Genomic DNA, 14,430 nt, shown 5'->3' with positions numbered 1-14,430 from the left:
CTCCTTAAAATCCGAAGCTGCTCTCGAGAACGAGCGGTTCTGTTTTAATCAGTGAGCCTTGTATGCGAGGATTATTTTCGATAACCATCGTTACATTGAGTGTGCCATGTGTACATTCTCTTTGGGTACCCTTATTCGTACAGGCAGAAGACGGTGCAAGTGAAATCGCTGTTTTCTTGCCGTCTAACTCTTCAAGTAAGGTGGCACTGGGAATATCTAAAACAGTCGTCTCGGATCCACTGTCTTTGTTTGTATTAATCGTAAATTGACCATTTTTAAAATAAATGTCTATTTCCGCTTTATCTTCATCCGTATCCTCGATAAGATAGCTATCAACTTTTTTCGTCCCCGCTCGATTAAGTTTAATTCCATCTACCGTCGTTTCGATACTTTCAGGAGAATTGCTGTACATTTCATTTAAAATCATCGTCGCTATATAATCGGCTTCATCTCGAAGCTGTCCTTCGATTTGAATTTTTTGATAGAGGTTGAGTCCAGTCGTAAATAATAAATAAATCATGGAAGAGACAATTGTTCCAATAATTACAGTAAGTAATACTTCAATAAGCGTGAATCCACGATTTGATGAAAGTATCTGTTTCATTTTTTTATAATCCCTTTCACCGTTGTTTCCTGTTCATTCCACGTAACGTTAACAGAAATCGGAATCAGATTTTTTTCTAATTGAAGGGGCGTCTCGACTTCTGCATCAATTTTCTCAGTAGGATCTTTTTCATACTTATTCAACGTAACAATGGCTTCATATCGAACGTTATTAATGACAGACTCAAAGATTCTTTGGCAGGTAGAATCACTGCTGAGGTCGGAACAATTATTTTTATTTATGACTAATGGGGTTGTTGTGGTCTTAGTGAGAAAGGTCATCGTTTTATCAAAATCCAGCTGTTCAATATAATTAACAACGTTTCTAGCAACGTTTATTCCTACCGTTTTACTTTGGTTGTTTTTTGTATAATCATAGGATTGATTGAAGAATGATAGGACAGAAACGGAAATAATACCCAGTAGCGAGACTGATAAAAGGACTTCTATTAAGGTAAATCCTTTTTGGGTATTGAAAAAAATCATTTTTTTCATGGCTTTCCCTTCTTTCAATATAACTGTATTTATTATACAATAATTATAGGCGATTTTTGTAATTATGGTTATAAATTCTTTTATACGAAAAAAATACAAGTTTAGAGAAGGGGCAATAAATTGGAAACGATTATTTTTGCGTGTATTTCTCTGGTTTTTCTAATTCCAATTTTTTATTTTCTCCCGATTGGTATCGATTTTAAGGGAAAAGTAATTCTTATGGGGGCAGCTATGATTGCCGCTATGGCGGGATTAATAGCTAATTTTACCTACAATCCTTGGTTAGGTGCCCTGCTATCATTGCTTCTTCTCGTTATATTTACCTATCTATTTGAGAAGAAAACCGAGCTATTTACTTTGATAGGAAAGGAACAAGGTAAAGAGGACTATTCATACAATTACGCTGCCGAATCGACAGTAAATGACAAAGGAACTGAACAGGCGAGCAATTATAGTGAACAAGGAGATCAAGATTTCGAACAGCTTCTTCATGAATCAGAAGAAGAAATAGTTGATTTTGATAGTGAACCAGATTTAGAACACATTATTTTAGAAAAAGAAATTAAGAATGCTCCTGAAGCTCAATCTGAGCCAGCCCCAGTTTTAACTTCCGAAGAGTTTGACTTTTTCCAAAACCAAAAGGACTTGGAAAATTCAAATGTAGAATATGAGGACAAGCCGGCCGCTTCTGAGTCGGAGCTAGTAGAAGAGTGGGACGAGGACTTATTTTTAGAAGTAATGGAGCCTTTGGATGACAAAGAAGTTCTTAGTGAAGAAGGAAGTGTACTGACTAATCCTACCGTTTCTCTTTTGCCGGAAGAAGTAGAAGAGTGGGATGAGGACCTATTTTTAGAGGTTGTAGAGCCTGATGAAACAGAAGCAGAAGTTGTGGATGAGTGGGATGAAGATCTATTTTTAGAAGTGTTGGAGCCGGAGACAATCAAGGAAGAGTTGGTTGCTGAGGAAGAATTACCTGTAAACAAAGATGAAAATCTGATTAGTGATGCAGGTAAGGAATCTGAGGAAGTCATTTCGCTGGCTGAGCTTCTTGAAAGTGAAAATCTTATTGAAGAAATAGATCCACTTGAAGAGAATGTCTATGTTGAAATGTTTACTGACAGTGAAGCCGCTGCTAGTTTAGAAGAACAACCTGAGTGGGTTGGACAGAATGTAGTGGAAGAAATTGATTCAGAAGAAATCCTTAAGTTCATAGAGGAACCAGAAGCAGCAGAAGGTCCTGAGGAAATTGATGAACATTTAGAAATCATGGAGCAGGACGTAGAAGTTATAGCAGAACGTGCTTTAGAAGCACCAGTTATGACCGATATAGATACTAGTACTGAACAACAAGAAGCGGTAAAGGAAGATGCTCAATCTGAAATGCCTGTTCATAAAACCAAGCTCCAACAAGAGTTGTTCCAGACATTGATTGAGGAATTAAAACTTGCTAAAAAACAGAAGAGTGATCATGATTATGAACTGCTGGTCAGCAGTTATTTAGACGATAGTCTGCCGCATCAGGATTATTATATATTTGCCAACATTTTAATTCAGCAGTACGTTCAGACGAAGAATCAAGAAAAACTGTCACAGCTTTTAGAACGTTTAGAGGACAAATTTCAGGCATACCCGGTTGTGCTGGCAGAAATTAATTATCTGAAAAACCGTTTCTGCAAGGGATCATACTAGATTATCATTTTAAACAACTAGATAAGCAGCATACAATAATCTAAATTCAAAGACTAGGTAGGGTGAAGAAATGAGAACAAGCGCACAAATGCTAGGACTTCCCATTATAAGTATTTCAGAGGGACTGGAAATTGGTACAGTTAAATCATTGGTGATCAATCCTGAAAAAGGATCGGTCGATTTTCTAACAATAGAGCATGAAGACTGGCAGGTAAGTGTAAAAGCCATTCCATTTAAAAAAGTAATTGGAATTGGAGAGTATGCACTGACAGTAGATAGTGAGGGCGCGGTTATTGATTTGAATGAAATTCCAATTGCGAACCAGCTCGTCAATAAAAAAATTAAAATAACAGATGCAAGAGTAATGACTCGTAAAGGTGAGCTTCTAGGATCGGTTTTGGAATTTTTTACAGATGAAGAAAACGGTCATGTGATAGGTATGCTGATTAAAATTAAGGATAAAGAAGTGATTCTTCCTTCTGAAACCGTTCTAACATTTGGAAAAGATATTTTAATCGTCACTGAAGATGCGCCGAGTTACTTCCTCGATAACCCGAACCAATTACTTAACAGTGATGATGGGGAAGAGGGAATGTTTTTTGACGAGGGTATGGAAATCAAAAATAAGCAAATTGAGTTGTTAAAAGGAAAGAAATTAATTCGTAATGTCGAAGATCCATCAGGGAACATACTTTTCACTGAAGGCTCTGTTTTATCAGAGGAAGACATTAGGCATGCACAAGAAGTGGGACCGGGTGTACTGGTTGGTTTGTCCATGAATGTGGAAGCGTAATCGTCTAAAAGGAGAGAACTGAATGTGAGGAACCAGCAAACGCTGAAATTATTTCTTGCTCTTATCCTATCAACAGGTTATATCCTCAGTTTTTCACATTTTGGGGCATCAGCGTTTAATAAATTGGTCAATGACCAAGATATTATGGAACCAGGAACGACACTTGGCAGCCTGAATATTTCAGGCAAGACGAAACCAGAGATTAAGAATTTACTAGAGGAAGAGATTGTAGCTTGGAAGCAAGGAACGGCCATTAATCTTACGTATAAAGAAATTGAAAATCCAGCTAAAGATGTCGATATACAGTTTCAAGTGGAAGAAACGCTGGCAAATGTGAAATCTGGTCAAAAAAATCTAGTAACAGTGGTTATTGATCAGGATACTTTGGTGGAAGCAGTATACGATACTTCCATTTCACTATCTTCGGAAGCGGTCAATACGGAGCAGCTGGCAAATGATATCAGTGCTAGCGCGACCATGCTTACCGCTGGTTCTTATCGATTCCATTTAGAAAATTATTTGGATGGAGTGACTGCTGAGGATGAAGTAATCGCAAAAGCAGTCATTAAAACAGGAAAATATAGTAATGAAATAAAAGAGATTATCAGCTTGATACAGCCAGTAGAGATTCAGGGAAGAACACAATTTTCGCTGTTGAACAAACTGAAGGACCTGCAAGAAGATAAAACCTATAGTACGGGTGCTTTGAGCCGGATTGCGACAGGCATCTATGAAACTATTCTTCCAACGAATTTTGCGATTATCGAACGAAGCGTAAATACAAAGCTTCCAAGCTATGCGAATCTGGGTATGGAAGCGAAGGTTAATGCGAAAAAGAATACTGATTTGGTTTTTTCTAACATAAATGAAGATTCGTATTTTCTTGAGTTTACGCAAAGTGGTAAAAACCTAAATGTGGTCCTCAAAGGGAAATCATTTTTGAATCACTACAACGTAAAGAAAAATGCCGAAAAACGGTATCAACCAAAAACAATCATTCAGTTTGACTCACAGCTTACCAGCGGACAGATGACCGTAACTGAACCAGGTAAAGAAGGAATTTCAATTAAAATCACACGGGAAATTTCTGATGAAAAAGGGGATTTAATTGAAACTGAAGAGATTTCAGAAGATTTTTATGCGCCCATTCATCGAATAGAAATTCATCCATTATCTGTTCCAGTAGTTGATAGTAAGGATGAAGAATCAGATGATCCTGCTGATGATGTGATTGATGAAGACAGTGATGGTGTGGAAGATGAGTCGGGTTCCGATAGTGAGGATGGTCGTACGGAAGAAACAGATGAGAGTGACAATCAGGGGGAAACTGGTGACTCTACGGACTCAGATTCGCCCACACCGAACAAGGAAGTTGATTCTGAACGAACAGAGGATTCCGATGATAATATCTGGGAAGATCCAGATGCACCGGAAAAATAAGAAAAGCGGGGTTTAACTATGTCACAAACCCGAAAACGTTTAGGTGATTTATTAGTAGAAGCTGGTCTTATTAATGAAGATCAGCTTCATGCTGCATTAGAGGAAAAAACGAAAAGTCAGCGTCTCGGAGACGTCTTGCTTCGTAAAGGATTTATTACAGAGCAGCAGCTGATCGAAGTTCTAGAATTTCAGCTTGGAATTCCGCATGTCAGTTTATTTAATTATCCATTTGATCCAAAATTATTCGCGCTGCTATCGAAGGAAACGGCTAAACGAAATTTGCTTATTCCCTTGAAAAAAGACGGAGAACGGCTCTATATTGCGATGGCCGATCCCATGGACTTTATAGCAATTGACGATTTACGTTTGGCGACAGGTTTTCAAATTGAAACGGCCATTGCGACAAAGGATGATATCCTGCGGACGATTTCTAAGTATTACGACATGGATGAAGGGCTAGTCGAGCTATTAGATGACCTCTCCAGTTCAAAAAATGCTGTTCAAGAAGAGCAAAGAGGGGATCAAGACTCTCCGGTGATTCGCTTGGTGAACCAAATTCTCTCCAATGCGGTCACACAAAAGGCGAGTGATGTTCATATCGATCCCCAAGAAACTAAGATCGTTGTCCGCTATCGGATCGATGGAGTGTTGCGTACCGAAAAAGTATTGCCAAAATCGATGCAAAATGTTCTGACCGCTCGAATTAAAATCATGGCTAAATTAGATATAACCGAACACCGGGTTCCCCAGGATGGCCGGATTAAAGTCAATTTAGAATTCTCGCCGATTGATTTACGGGTATCGAGTCTTCCAACAGTGTTTGGTGAAAAAATCGTTCTCCGGATTCTCGATCTTGGCAGTTCGTTGAATGATTTAAATAAGCTGGGCTTCAATAACTTAAATCTGCAGCGTTTTCGTACGATGCTCGATCAGCCCAATGGGATTGTCCTGATAACCGGTCCAACAGGTTCAGGAAAATCATCCACATTGTATGCTGCGCTGAATCTCTTGAACAGCGAAGAAGTGAATATCATTACGATTGAAGATCCAGTTGAATATCAATTGGAAGGAATTAATCAAATCCAAGTGAATGCCAATGTTGGGATGACCTTTGCGGCAGGACTTCGTTCCATTCTTCGTCAAGATCCAAATATTATTATGGTTGGAGAAATCCGGGACAGGGAAACAGCTGAAGTATCCATCAGAGCTTCGCTCACGGGTCATTTGGTCTTAAGTACGATTCATACAAATGACTCGCTCGGTACGATCACAAGGCTTGTAGATATGGGGGTTGAACCGTTTCTAGTTGCCTCTTCATTGAGCGGGGTTGTTGCACAACGACTTGTCCGCCGGGTTTGCCGAGATTGTGGGCAAAAACAGGAGCCGTCCAAACGAGAAATTGAGATTTTTGCAAAGCGGGGATTCAAAGTTGATCACGTAACTAAGGGGAGAGGCTGTGCTTCCTGCAATATGACCGGTTATAAAGGCCGGATTGCTCTTCATGAGATACTCGTACTGACAGATGATATGAGAAGGGTCATTATGAACGGTGAATCCTTCTCGAAGCTTCGCGAAATGGCCATTAAGGCTAAAACTGTATTCTTAATGGATGATGGCTTGTTAAAGGTAAAACAGGGTCTAACCACAACGGAAGAAGTATTGCGTGTAGCAGTATTAGAGTAAAGGGGTAGCGGTATGAAAACGAAAATTGATCAACTTCTGCGTGCAGGCCATGAATTAAAGGCGTCAGATATCCATGTAACCGTAGGTGTGCCGCCTGTTATGCGGTTAAATGGAGAATTAAAGAAATACGGAAAAGAGCTTCTCACACCGGAAGAAACAGAGGGAATGGCGCGTGGAATCATCCCAGATAATATGTGGGATGAATTTAAGGAAAAAGGAGAACTTGATTTTTCCTACGGAATTCCTGGTGTGTCGAGATTTCGAATCAATGCTTATTTTCAGCGTTCATGTGTAGCTATGGCAATCCGAATTGTGCCAACGAAAATTCCGACGCTTGAAGATTTGGACTTGCCTCAGTCATTAAAGCAAATTGCAGCCAAGCCTCAAGGACTCGTTCTAGTCACTGGACCAACCGGAAGCGGGAAATCTACCACACTGGCTGCGATGATTCAATATATGAACTATACGATGCGTAAACATATCATCACGCTTGAAGATCCAATTGAGTATTTGCATAAGCACCATAATTGTATTATTGATCAGCGTGAAGTCGGCTTTGATACGAATAATTTCGCCAATGGCTTACGTTCAGCCCTTCGTCAGGATCCTGATGTCATTCTTCTTGGTGAGATGCGTGACTTAGAAACGATTCAAACAGCCATTACCGCTGCTGAAACTGGACATTTGGTTTTTGCTACGCTCCATACATCTAGTGCTCCGACAACCATAGACCGGATTATCGATGTTTTTGAACCAGGACAGCAAGCACAGGTAAGGATTCAACTTGCTTCTGTGCTAGTGGCGATTGTATCTCAACGGTTATTCCCAACCATTGATAAAAAAGGACGAAAAGCAGCCACTGAAATTTTGATTAATAATGCAGCTGTATCTAATCTAATCCGTAATGAAAAAATTCATCAAATTGTGAATGTGATGCAAACATCTCGTGCTCAAGGAATGCATACGCTCGAGAGCAGCATTAAAGAATTACTTGATGCAGGGATTATCTCGAAGGAAAACGCGTACACGTTTTTACAGGGTAGGGTGGAGTAAATGGCTAAGTTCAACTATACCGGCCGAGACAAAAACGGTAAAAAGTCTGGCAGCGTAACCGCTCCTACCAAAAGTGATGCCGTAAAAAAACTCCGAAGCAGCGGAATCCGCGTAATTGAGATGACCATGGTGCCAGAAACGATGCTGACTAAGGATATTACCATTGGTAATCCTGTAAAACTAAAGCATTTCGTCATTTACATCCGACAATTCTCCACTCTGCTTAGAGCGGGGGTGTCGGTGGTTGATTCGACAAGGATATTGGCCGAGCAGACGGAAAGTAAGTATCTTAAAAAAGCGCTCATAGAGGTAGAACAAGACTTGCGTGAAGGAAATCCCATGTCTATGGCGACCGCCAAACATAAAAAAATCTTTTCACCGATGTATATTAATATGATTAAAGCCGGTGAAGCAGGCGGTAACTTGGATGAAACGCTAGAAAGGCTGGCCGATTTTTTTGAAAAGCAAAATGTGACCCGCTCAAAAATTAAATCAGCAATGGCGTACCCGATGGTTGTAGGAATCATGGCCATCGTTGTTGTGATTTTTTTGCTTACAAGCGTCGTGCCGACATTTGCGGATATGTACTCTGATTTTGGTGGAGAGCTCCCCGCAGTTACCCAATTTGTATTAGGTTCAAGTGCTTTTATGCAAAAAGCTTGGTATTTTATTGTTCTAATCATTATTTTACTTACAGTAGGAATTACCTATGTCCAAAAAAATAAAAAACGAAATATTACTATGATTATACGATTATGCGAATTCCGTTATTCGGACCCATGGTACAAAAGGCAGCATTAGCAAAATTAACGCGTACGCTCAGCTCCCTATTCGCAAGTTCAGTCCCGATTCTTCAAGCAATGTCAATTGTGGAGGAAGTTGTGGAAAATGAAGTCATTGCCCGAGTCGTCCGCGACGCCCGCGATGCATTAGAACGCGGCCAATCAATTACGGAACCGATGAAGGGGCACTGGGCTTTTCCGCCGCTGATTACGCAAATGATCAGCATTGGTGAACAAACCGGTGCACTCGATGCCATGCTCTCTAAAGTTGCCGACTTTTATGATCAGGAAGTAGATAATAGCACGGACCAGCTAAAGTCCCTTATTGAACCATTAATGATCGTATTTTTAGCAGGTATTGTTGGGGTAATTGTAATAGCTATTATGGTCCCAATGTTCGATATATTTAACCAAGTAGACAAAATGTAGCATGTAAAAAAATGACATACTATGTATATACTCTTCAAGGAAAATATAGTATTATATGTATTAAGAAAGAAAAATAGGGTAAAAAGCCCTACATATACCATTAGGAGGAATAAACATGAATTTTGTCAAAAAAGCACTCAAAAACGAACGAGGCATGACACTTATCGAACTGTTAGCCGTAGTCGTTATTATCGGAATCATTGCAGCCATTGCTATCCCAAGTATCGGCGGATTAATTGATAATACGAAGAAAGATGCACATGTAAGTAATGCGAAACAGATGATTAGCTCTGCGAAGATTTGGGTTGCAGCGAATACGGATGACGCGGATCTTATAGGTGCTGGGAAAACTCTTACCTTACAGAATATGATTGATGATGGACAAATGGATGAAATTGAAGATCCTGATAATAAGAGTGAAGTAATTGACGCTGCAAAATCATCTGTACTAATCGTAAGACAAGCAAATAAAAAAAGTTATACTTATACAGTAAAAGAAGTTGGTAGTGAAAGAGGTATCTATGCTACAGAGAAAGCAGTAAAAAGATCGAATGTTAAAGATGCAATTCCTACTACTCCTGCAACTGAATAAATAAATTTTGAAATTAATATTTAAACTAAGGATTTGACTCTATGCTACTAACCTATATTCTAGTACTCTTACTCGGCCTTTCCCTAGGCTCTTTCTATAACGTAGTCGGTCTCAGCGTCCCGGTGAAGCAGTCTTTCACAACGCGGCGCTCGGCTTGTCCGACTTGCGATAAAGAGCTTTCGGCTTTTGAATTAGTTCCAGTTCTTTCTTATATAGGTTTAGGCGGAAAGTGCCGCGGCTGTAAGTCGCGGATTTCTCCGCTTTATCCAATTGTTGAATTGTTGACAGGGCTGTTGTTTGCAGCTGCGCCATTATTGCTTGGCTGGACAAGCGAGTTATTTGTTGCTTGGTCATTGATTTCGCTTTGTATGATTATATTTGTGTCCGATGTTACATATATGTTGATACCAGATAAAATACTTCTGTTTTTTACAGTTGTTTTTTTGTTTATACGGTTCTTTCTCCCGCTTGATCCATGGTGGGATTCCTTGCTCGGGGCTGTAATTGGCTTTGGACTGTTGTTGTTTATTGCTGTGATTAGCAAAGGCGGCATGGGCGGCGGCGATATTAAATTGTTTGGTCTCTTGGGCTTTATTGTCGGTACGAAGCTGGTCTTGCTTTCATTTTTCTTTGCCACTTTGTATGGGGCTGTGATTGGTATTGCTGGCATGATGCTTGGTCTGCTTAAACGCAAAAATCCCATTCCTTTTGGTCCATTTATTGTGTTTGGAACATTGACTGCCTACTTTTACGGTGAACAACTACTAAACTGGTATTTTCACTTTCTCTCTGCACCATGACTTTTTAAGATAAGGGGTACTCTCTATGGCTCTCTCATTTACCGGGAATAAAAAAATCGTCAATCTCGTATTTAAAGATCATGTCATCCGGCATACGGAACTTAAATCCATTAATCCACCGGTGATTCAATCATATGGTGAACATTATTTGCCTGCTGGTGTGATTCGCGACGGAAAGATTCTTGATCATGAGACACTGCAAAATATTCTCGATGAAGTCATCGATGAATGGAAATTGACAAAAAAACAGGTTCGTTTTTTAGTGCCTGATCCGTTTATCATTATTCGGAAAATCATGATTCCCAAAGAGGTAAAAGATGATGAAATTGAGGGTTACCTCTATCTGGAACTTGGGGTCACGATCCATCTTCCCTTCGAAGATCCTGTTTTTGATGCAGTTGTCCTTGATGAAACCAACGATAAAAAAGAACTACTGCTATTTGCTGCTCCAGAAAGTGTTGTCTCCGAATATAGTGATCTGCTAGAAGAAAGTAAATTAAAGACGATTGCCGCTGATATTTCACCGCTGTCTTTATACCGTCTGTACGATTTAAGTGGTCAGGCAGGTGCGGAAGATCATCTCATGCTGCTGCAAGTTGACCTTGAAACGGTGAATGCAAGTATCTTTTTCGATGATAAGCCGGTGTTTATGAGACAGATTTCTATCTCAGATGAAGCGGGTGAGTGGGAAAAAGAATTCTCAACTATAACTGAACAGTATGAGTTAGTACTGAAAAAAATGAGAAAAAAGATTATATGACAATGCTTGAAGATACCTATACAGAAATTGAACGTGTGATTGATTTCTATAAATATTCCTTAAATCGCGGAGCAGTGGATGTGACAAAAATTTTGCTTACCGGAGATCATCCATTTTTAGATGAAATTTCAGAAGAAATCGGCCGCCGCTTTGAACCGCCAATCGATTTTATTGATACGGAATTGCTAACACCATCTAAAGGAGAAATCCTGCCAAATCGTTATCTGTTGTCTTGCGGACTCGCTCTGAAAGGGGTGAAGTGATGCTAGTCGATATTAATTTATTACCGAAAAAAGCACCGCGTAAAGCAGGACTGCCTGTCTTTATTATCTTTTTTCTCGTCCTAGCAGCGATAGGAATCAGTTTATTTTACTGGCAATATGCAGCGAAACAAGAAAGTCTCGCTTCGCTTCAATCACAAACACTGCGAATGGAAGAAACGATTGCTGTACAAAGTCAAAAGATTGCTACATTTGAAAGCTCTAATTCTGCGGCTGAACTTGAAAAGATTGTTGAGTGGGCCCGTGATTATCCGATTGAGACAGTACCGGTATTACAACATTTAATCTCCTTTTTGCCAGAGAGAGGATTCTTTAAGAACTTTGCTTATAATGATGATGGCAGTATTAATTTATCGATTCAATTTGATTCGTCACGTGAAGCTGCTTTTTATTTAACGAAGCTGACTGAGTCGGAATGGATTAATGAAGCTAAATTAACTGGGATTACGACGTCAGCCGAAATAATTGATTTGAATGATCAAGAAGATAACGTAGAAAATAAATCGAAGTTAATCAATGATCCGTTTATGCCGCGTTATCTCGCCCTCTATACACTTTCCCTAAACAGACAAACGGTTAAGGATGATACGGAAGCTAAAGAGAGTGACAAGGAATCGGACACAAAAGATGAAGCAGAAGGAGAGAACCCTAAATGAAAGGTGCAATCGAAAAGAAGCAGTTCCTAATATTCATCGCCATCGTATTGATTGTTTCGCTTTTGTTTACGGGTCTCTACTTTTGGCAAATCAGTCCGCTGAATACACAGATAACTACGAAGGAAACGGAGTTATCCAATCAGGAAAAACAGATGGAAGCATTGAATGCGGAACTTTCATCAACTGGAAGTACAAGCTTTGCTACTACAGTGGAACTGCAGAAGCAGCTGCCGGTTAAAGAAGCTGTCGATCAATTGGTGCTGAATTTAGAAAAAGCCGAAGTGATCTCGGGCAGTGCCATTACAACGATGGCTTTTGTTGATGGTGAGGTCACCTTAAGTGAAGAAGAAAGTGCCGCCGCTTTAGCAGCTGCGAATGCAAAGGCTGCGGAAGCTAGCGATGCAACAGCAGGAGGAACGAATGAACAAGCAGCAACAACAGAAGAGGAGCCTGCTAATGAAGAAGGGGACCCTTCAGCGGAGGTTGTAGATCTTCTCCCTCAAGGTGTCAAAAAAGTATCTGTTGCCATGACTGTGCAATCTCCTGCTTTTTTTGAAATGGAAGCTTTTCTAGAATCTTTGCATTCGATGAAACGGATTCTTAAGGTTGATAATTTAACGTTCAACGGTTCTGAAGAGATTCATTCCATCGAACAAAGCAGTGATAAATTAGAGTACCAGCTGACGATCTCTGTCTTTTATGCACCAAACCTAAGTGATCTGCAAGATCAAATGCCGACCATTGAAGCACCGAAGCCGAGTAATAAGCGGGATCCATTTAATAATTCGCCGGTTGTGAAAGAGAAAGCGGAGAGCGGCGACGATGAGAGCTAAACGACTGACATTATCTGAACAGGGCTTAACGTTGATAGAACTATTGACCGTAATCGTGATTCTCGGAATCATTGCGGCGATTGCAGTGCCGGCTGTCGGCGGGCTTATCGAGAAAGCTAGGACTCAGTCATTTGTCTCTAATTCGTATGCGGTCAAGGATGCGGCAACCTATTATTTAAAAGACCAAGTGGCAAATGACCATGATGTAGGTAATCAAATCACTTATGAATTACTTGTTGAAGAGGGATTTTTGGATGAAATCAAAGACCCTGATACAGGAAAGCTCTGGGATGCCTCGGCTAACGAATCCTTTGTAAAGGTTGAGAAAGAAAAAGTGACGAGCATCTGTTTATATGGTGAAAAGCGCAAGCTGTGTTCGCGCATGGAGAACAAGCAGTTAATAGACGGACCTGCGCCCATCTCTGAATTAAATGTCGAACTGGTCACGCCTAAATAAATTGACGAAAGCTATTGATAACAAGACGACAAAAGTCTTGTTATTTTTTTTGTCTCTATGATAGGATGGACAAAATGACCGTGATGAGGAGGTTGTGAGATGGACAACCTGAATAATCCTAAAAAAATTACGATAAAGATAAATGGACAGGTCAAAACGTTTAAAGATGGAACGCTTGTTGATTCGAAACCAGCAGCGGCGGCTGAACCTGAAGAAAGCTTCGACTGGATTCTGCCTGAAGAGGACGAGGAGTCCGAGCGAAAGGTTCCGGAAATAAAAAAACCAAAACCTGGATTTTTTTCTTTCGGAAACGGTTGGATCACTCCGAACAAAAAGAAACCGATTGTTTTTTTACAAACGTATTTAATCCCGATTATTTGTGCGGTGATTATTGGGACAAGCTTAGGGTTTATCGTCTTAAAGACGATTGCAGGGACGGCCACTACCAGTGGTACACAGCCGTACGAAAGGGAAACTGTTCCAACTGAAAAGTCAGGTAAAATGGCAGATACAGGTAAGGAAAAGAAAGCAGCGGCAGCGGTAACTGAAATTAAAACGTATCTTGTTCAAGGCGGAATCTTTACAACGAAAGAAGCGGCGGCTGAGATTCAGCAGCAAGTGGCTGAAAAGAATGTACCTGCGGAGATTTTTAAGCAAGACGATCAGTTTGTGTTGTACCTGGGTGCTTCAAATACATTAGAAGAGAGCAAAAAGCTGGCTGTATTTTTAAAAACCTTTGGGGTAGATGTTTTTTGGAAAGAAGTGAACATTAAATCTGGTGCCAACGAGAAGGAACAAAAAATTCTTGGCGATATGGTGCCTGTTTATCAACAATTAACACAGGACTCTTCTGCACAACTCCTAGGATCCGACTCTAAGCTTAATCAAGAGAAAATCGATAAACAGCTAGCATCCCTTAAAACAGAGGTTAAGAACGCCTCTTCAGCCAGCTTATCAGATGCGTATAACCAGCTGACAGCAGCTGCTGAATTGCATCGGCAATACCAAAGCTCACAAGAAAAGACGCAGTTGCTCCAAACACAAGATAAATTGCTGATGTTTTTACAAAACTATCAAAAATAAT

General features: G+C 40.1%; 15 protein-coding genes and 1 pseudogene. 14 read left to right on the top strand and 2 right to left on the bottom strand.

Going from position 1 to position 14,430, the window contains the following annotated elements:
- Nucleotides 1–4: 4 nt before the first annotated feature.
- Together WYK_RS23520 and WYK_RS23515 are read right to left on the bottom strand one after the other, a co-directional pair.
- Nucleotides 5–604 (bottom strand): prepilin-type N-terminal cleavage/methylation domain-containing protein, encoded by a 600-nt coding sequence (locus WYK_RS23520; protein ID WP_051387774.1) that lies wholly within the window; start codon nucleotides 602–604, stop codon nucleotides 5–7.
- Nucleotides 601–1,098: a type II secretion system protein gene (locus WYK_RS23515; RefSeq protein WP_051387772.1), complete on the bottom strand. Its 498-nt coding sequence runs from the start codon at nucleotides 1,096–1,098 to the stop codon at nucleotides 601–603. Before WYK_RS23515 ends, WYK_RS23520 begins: the two co-directional genes overlap by 4 nt.
- A gap of 120 nt (nucleotides 1,099–1,218) precedes the next feature.
- Between WYK_RS23515 and WYK_RS20060 the strand changes: the two genes are divergently transcribed.
- The 14 genes and pseudogenes from WYK_RS20060 to WYK_RS20000 all read left to right on the top strand — a co-directional run bounded on the left by WYK_RS20060 (nucleotide 1,219) and on the right by WYK_RS20000 (nucleotide 14,429).
- Entirely contained in the window at nucleotides 1,219–2,787 is a 1,569-nt protein-coding gene (locus WYK_RS20060) for a hypothetical protein (protein ID WP_040376227.1), read from the top strand.
- A 70-nt stretch (nucleotides 2,788–2,857) separates the two neighbouring features.
- Nucleotides 2,858–3,580, top strand: coding sequence for a PRC-barrel domain-containing protein (locus tag WYK_RS20055; RefSeq protein WP_040376226.1), 723 nt, complete (start codon nucleotides 2,858–2,860; stop codon nucleotides 3,578–3,580).
- Nucleotides 3,581–3,604: 24 nt separating this feature from the next.
- Nucleotides 3,605–5,020, top strand: coding sequence for a VanW family protein (locus WYK_RS20050; RefSeq protein ID WP_040376225.1), 1,416 nt, complete (start codon nucleotides 3,605–3,607; stop codon nucleotides 5,018–5,020).
- An 18-nt stretch (nucleotides 5,021–5,038) separates the two neighbouring features.
- Nucleotides 5,039–6,703, top strand: coding sequence for a GspE/PulE family protein (locus WYK_RS20045; RefSeq protein ID WP_040376224.1), 1,665 nt, complete (start codon nucleotides 5,039–5,041; stop codon nucleotides 6,701–6,703).
- 12 nt (nucleotides 6,704–6,715) lie between these two features.
- Nucleotides 6,716–7,756 (top strand): type IV pilus twitching motility protein PilT, encoded by a 1,041-nt coding sequence (locus tag WYK_RS20040; protein ID WP_040376223.1) that lies wholly within the window; start codon nucleotides 6,716–6,718, stop codon nucleotides 7,754–7,756.
- Nucleotides 7,757–8,967, top strand: a pseudogene (locus WYK_RS20035) (type II secretion system F family protein).
- A 115-nt stretch (nucleotides 8,968–9,082) separates the two neighbouring features.
- Nucleotides 9,083–9,559, top strand: coding sequence for a prepilin-type N-terminal cleavage/methylation domain-containing protein (locus WYK_RS20030; protein ID WP_040376222.1), 477 nt, complete (start codon nucleotides 9,083–9,085; stop codon nucleotides 9,557–9,559).
- Nucleotides 9,560–9,600: 41 nt separating this feature from the next.
- Complete coding sequence (locus tag WYK_RS20025; protein WP_040376221.1) at nucleotides 9,601–10,359, top strand: prepilin peptidase; 759 nt, start codon at nucleotides 9,601–9,603, stop codon at nucleotides 10,357–10,359.
- 25 nt (nucleotides 10,360–10,384) lie between these two features.
- Nucleotides 10,385–11,119, top strand: a complete 735-nt coding sequence (gene pilM / locus WYK_RS20020; RefSeq protein WP_051387770.1) for a type IV pilus biogenesis protein PilM — start codon at nucleotides 10,385–10,387, stop codon at nucleotides 11,117–11,119.
- On the top strand, nucleotides 11,116–11,382 hold the full coding sequence (locus tag WYK_RS23510) for a type IV pilus biogenesis protein PilM (RefSeq protein WP_051387767.1): 267 nt from the start codon (nucleotides 11,116–11,118) through the stop codon (nucleotides 11,380–11,382). The genes pilM and WYK_RS23510 overlap by 4 nt, the downstream gene beginning before the upstream one ends.
- Nucleotides 11,382–12,056, top strand: coding sequence for a PilN domain-containing protein (locus WYK_RS20015; RefSeq protein WP_051387765.1), 675 nt, complete (start codon nucleotides 11,382–11,384; stop codon nucleotides 12,054–12,056). Before WYK_RS23510 ends, WYK_RS20015 begins: the two co-directional genes overlap by 1 nt.
- Entirely contained in the window at nucleotides 12,053–12,889 is an 837-nt protein-coding gene (locus WYK_RS20010) for a GspMb/PilO family protein (RefSeq protein WP_040376220.1), read from the top strand. Before WYK_RS20015 ends, WYK_RS20010 begins: the two co-directional genes overlap by 4 nt.
- The gene (locus tag WYK_RS20005; protein ID WP_040376219.1) at nucleotides 12,879–13,346 is read left to right on the top strand and encodes a type II secretion system protein; all 468 of its coding nucleotides are present in this window, start codon (nucleotides 12,879–12,881) and stop codon (nucleotides 13,344–13,346) included. The genes WYK_RS20010 and WYK_RS20005 overlap by 11 nt, the downstream gene beginning before the upstream one ends.
- Nucleotides 13,347–13,445: 99 nt before the next feature.
- On the top strand, nucleotides 13,446–14,429 hold the full coding sequence (locus WYK_RS20000) for a hypothetical protein (protein WP_040376218.1): 984 nt from the start codon (nucleotides 13,446–13,448) through the stop codon (nucleotides 14,427–14,429).
- Nucleotide 14,430 lies beyond the last annotated feature (1 nt).

It is taken from the genome of Peribacillus psychrosaccharolyticus ATCC 23296 (assembly GCF_000305495.1).
In the GTDB taxonomy this organism is placed as follows: Bacteria; Bacillota; Bacilli; order Bacillales; family DSM-1321; genus Peribacillus; species Peribacillus psychrosaccharolyticus.
This window is presented reverse-complemented; position numbering and strand designations above follow the sequence as displayed.

Coding starts and splice junctions, on each gene's coding strand:
- WYK_RS23520 (WP_051387774.1), bottom strand. CDS start 604: ATGAAACAGATACTTTCATCAAATCGTGGATTCACGCTTATTGAAGTA.
- WYK_RS23515 (WP_051387772.1), bottom strand. CDS start 1,098: ATGAAAAAAATGATTTTTTTCAATACCCAAAAAGGATTTACCTTAATA.
- WYK_RS20055 (WP_040376226.1), top strand. CDS start 2,858: ATGAGAACAAGCGCACAAATGCTAGGACTTCCCATTATAAGTATTTCA.
- WYK_RS20045 (WP_040376224.1), top strand. CDS start 5,039: ATGTCACAAACCCGAAAACGTTTAGGTGATTTATTAGTAGAAGCTGGT.
- WYK_RS20040 (WP_040376223.1), top strand. CDS start 6,716: ATGAAAACGAAAATTGATCAACTTCTGCGTGCAGGCCATGAATTAAAG.
- WYK_RS20030 (WP_040376222.1), top strand. CDS start 9,083: ATGAATTTTGTCAAAAAAGCACTCAAAAACGAACGAGGCATGACACTT.
- WYK_RS20025 (WP_040376221.1), top strand. CDS start 9,601: ATGCTACTAACCTATATTCTAGTACTCTTACTCGGCCTTTCCCTAGGC.
- pilM (WP_051387770.1), top strand. CDS start 10,385: ATGGCTCTCTCATTTACCGGGAATAAAAAAATCGTCAATCTCGTATTT.
- WYK_RS23510 (WP_051387767.1), top strand. CDS start 11,116: ATGACAATGCTTGAAGATACCTATACAGAAATTGAACGTGTGATTGAT.
- WYK_RS20015 (WP_051387765.1), top strand. CDS start 11,382: ATGCTAGTCGATATTAATTTATTACCGAAAAAAGCACCGCGTAAAGCA.
- WYK_RS20010 (WP_040376220.1), top strand. CDS start 12,053: ATGAAAGGTGCAATCGAAAAGAAGCAGTTCCTAATATTCATCGCCATC.
- WYK_RS20005 (WP_040376219.1), top strand. CDS start 12,879: ATGAGAGCTAAACGACTGACATTATCTGAACAGGGCTTAACGTTGATA.
- WYK_RS20000 (WP_040376218.1), top strand. CDS start 13,446: ATGGACAACCTGAATAATCCTAAAAAAATTACGATAAAGATAAATGGA.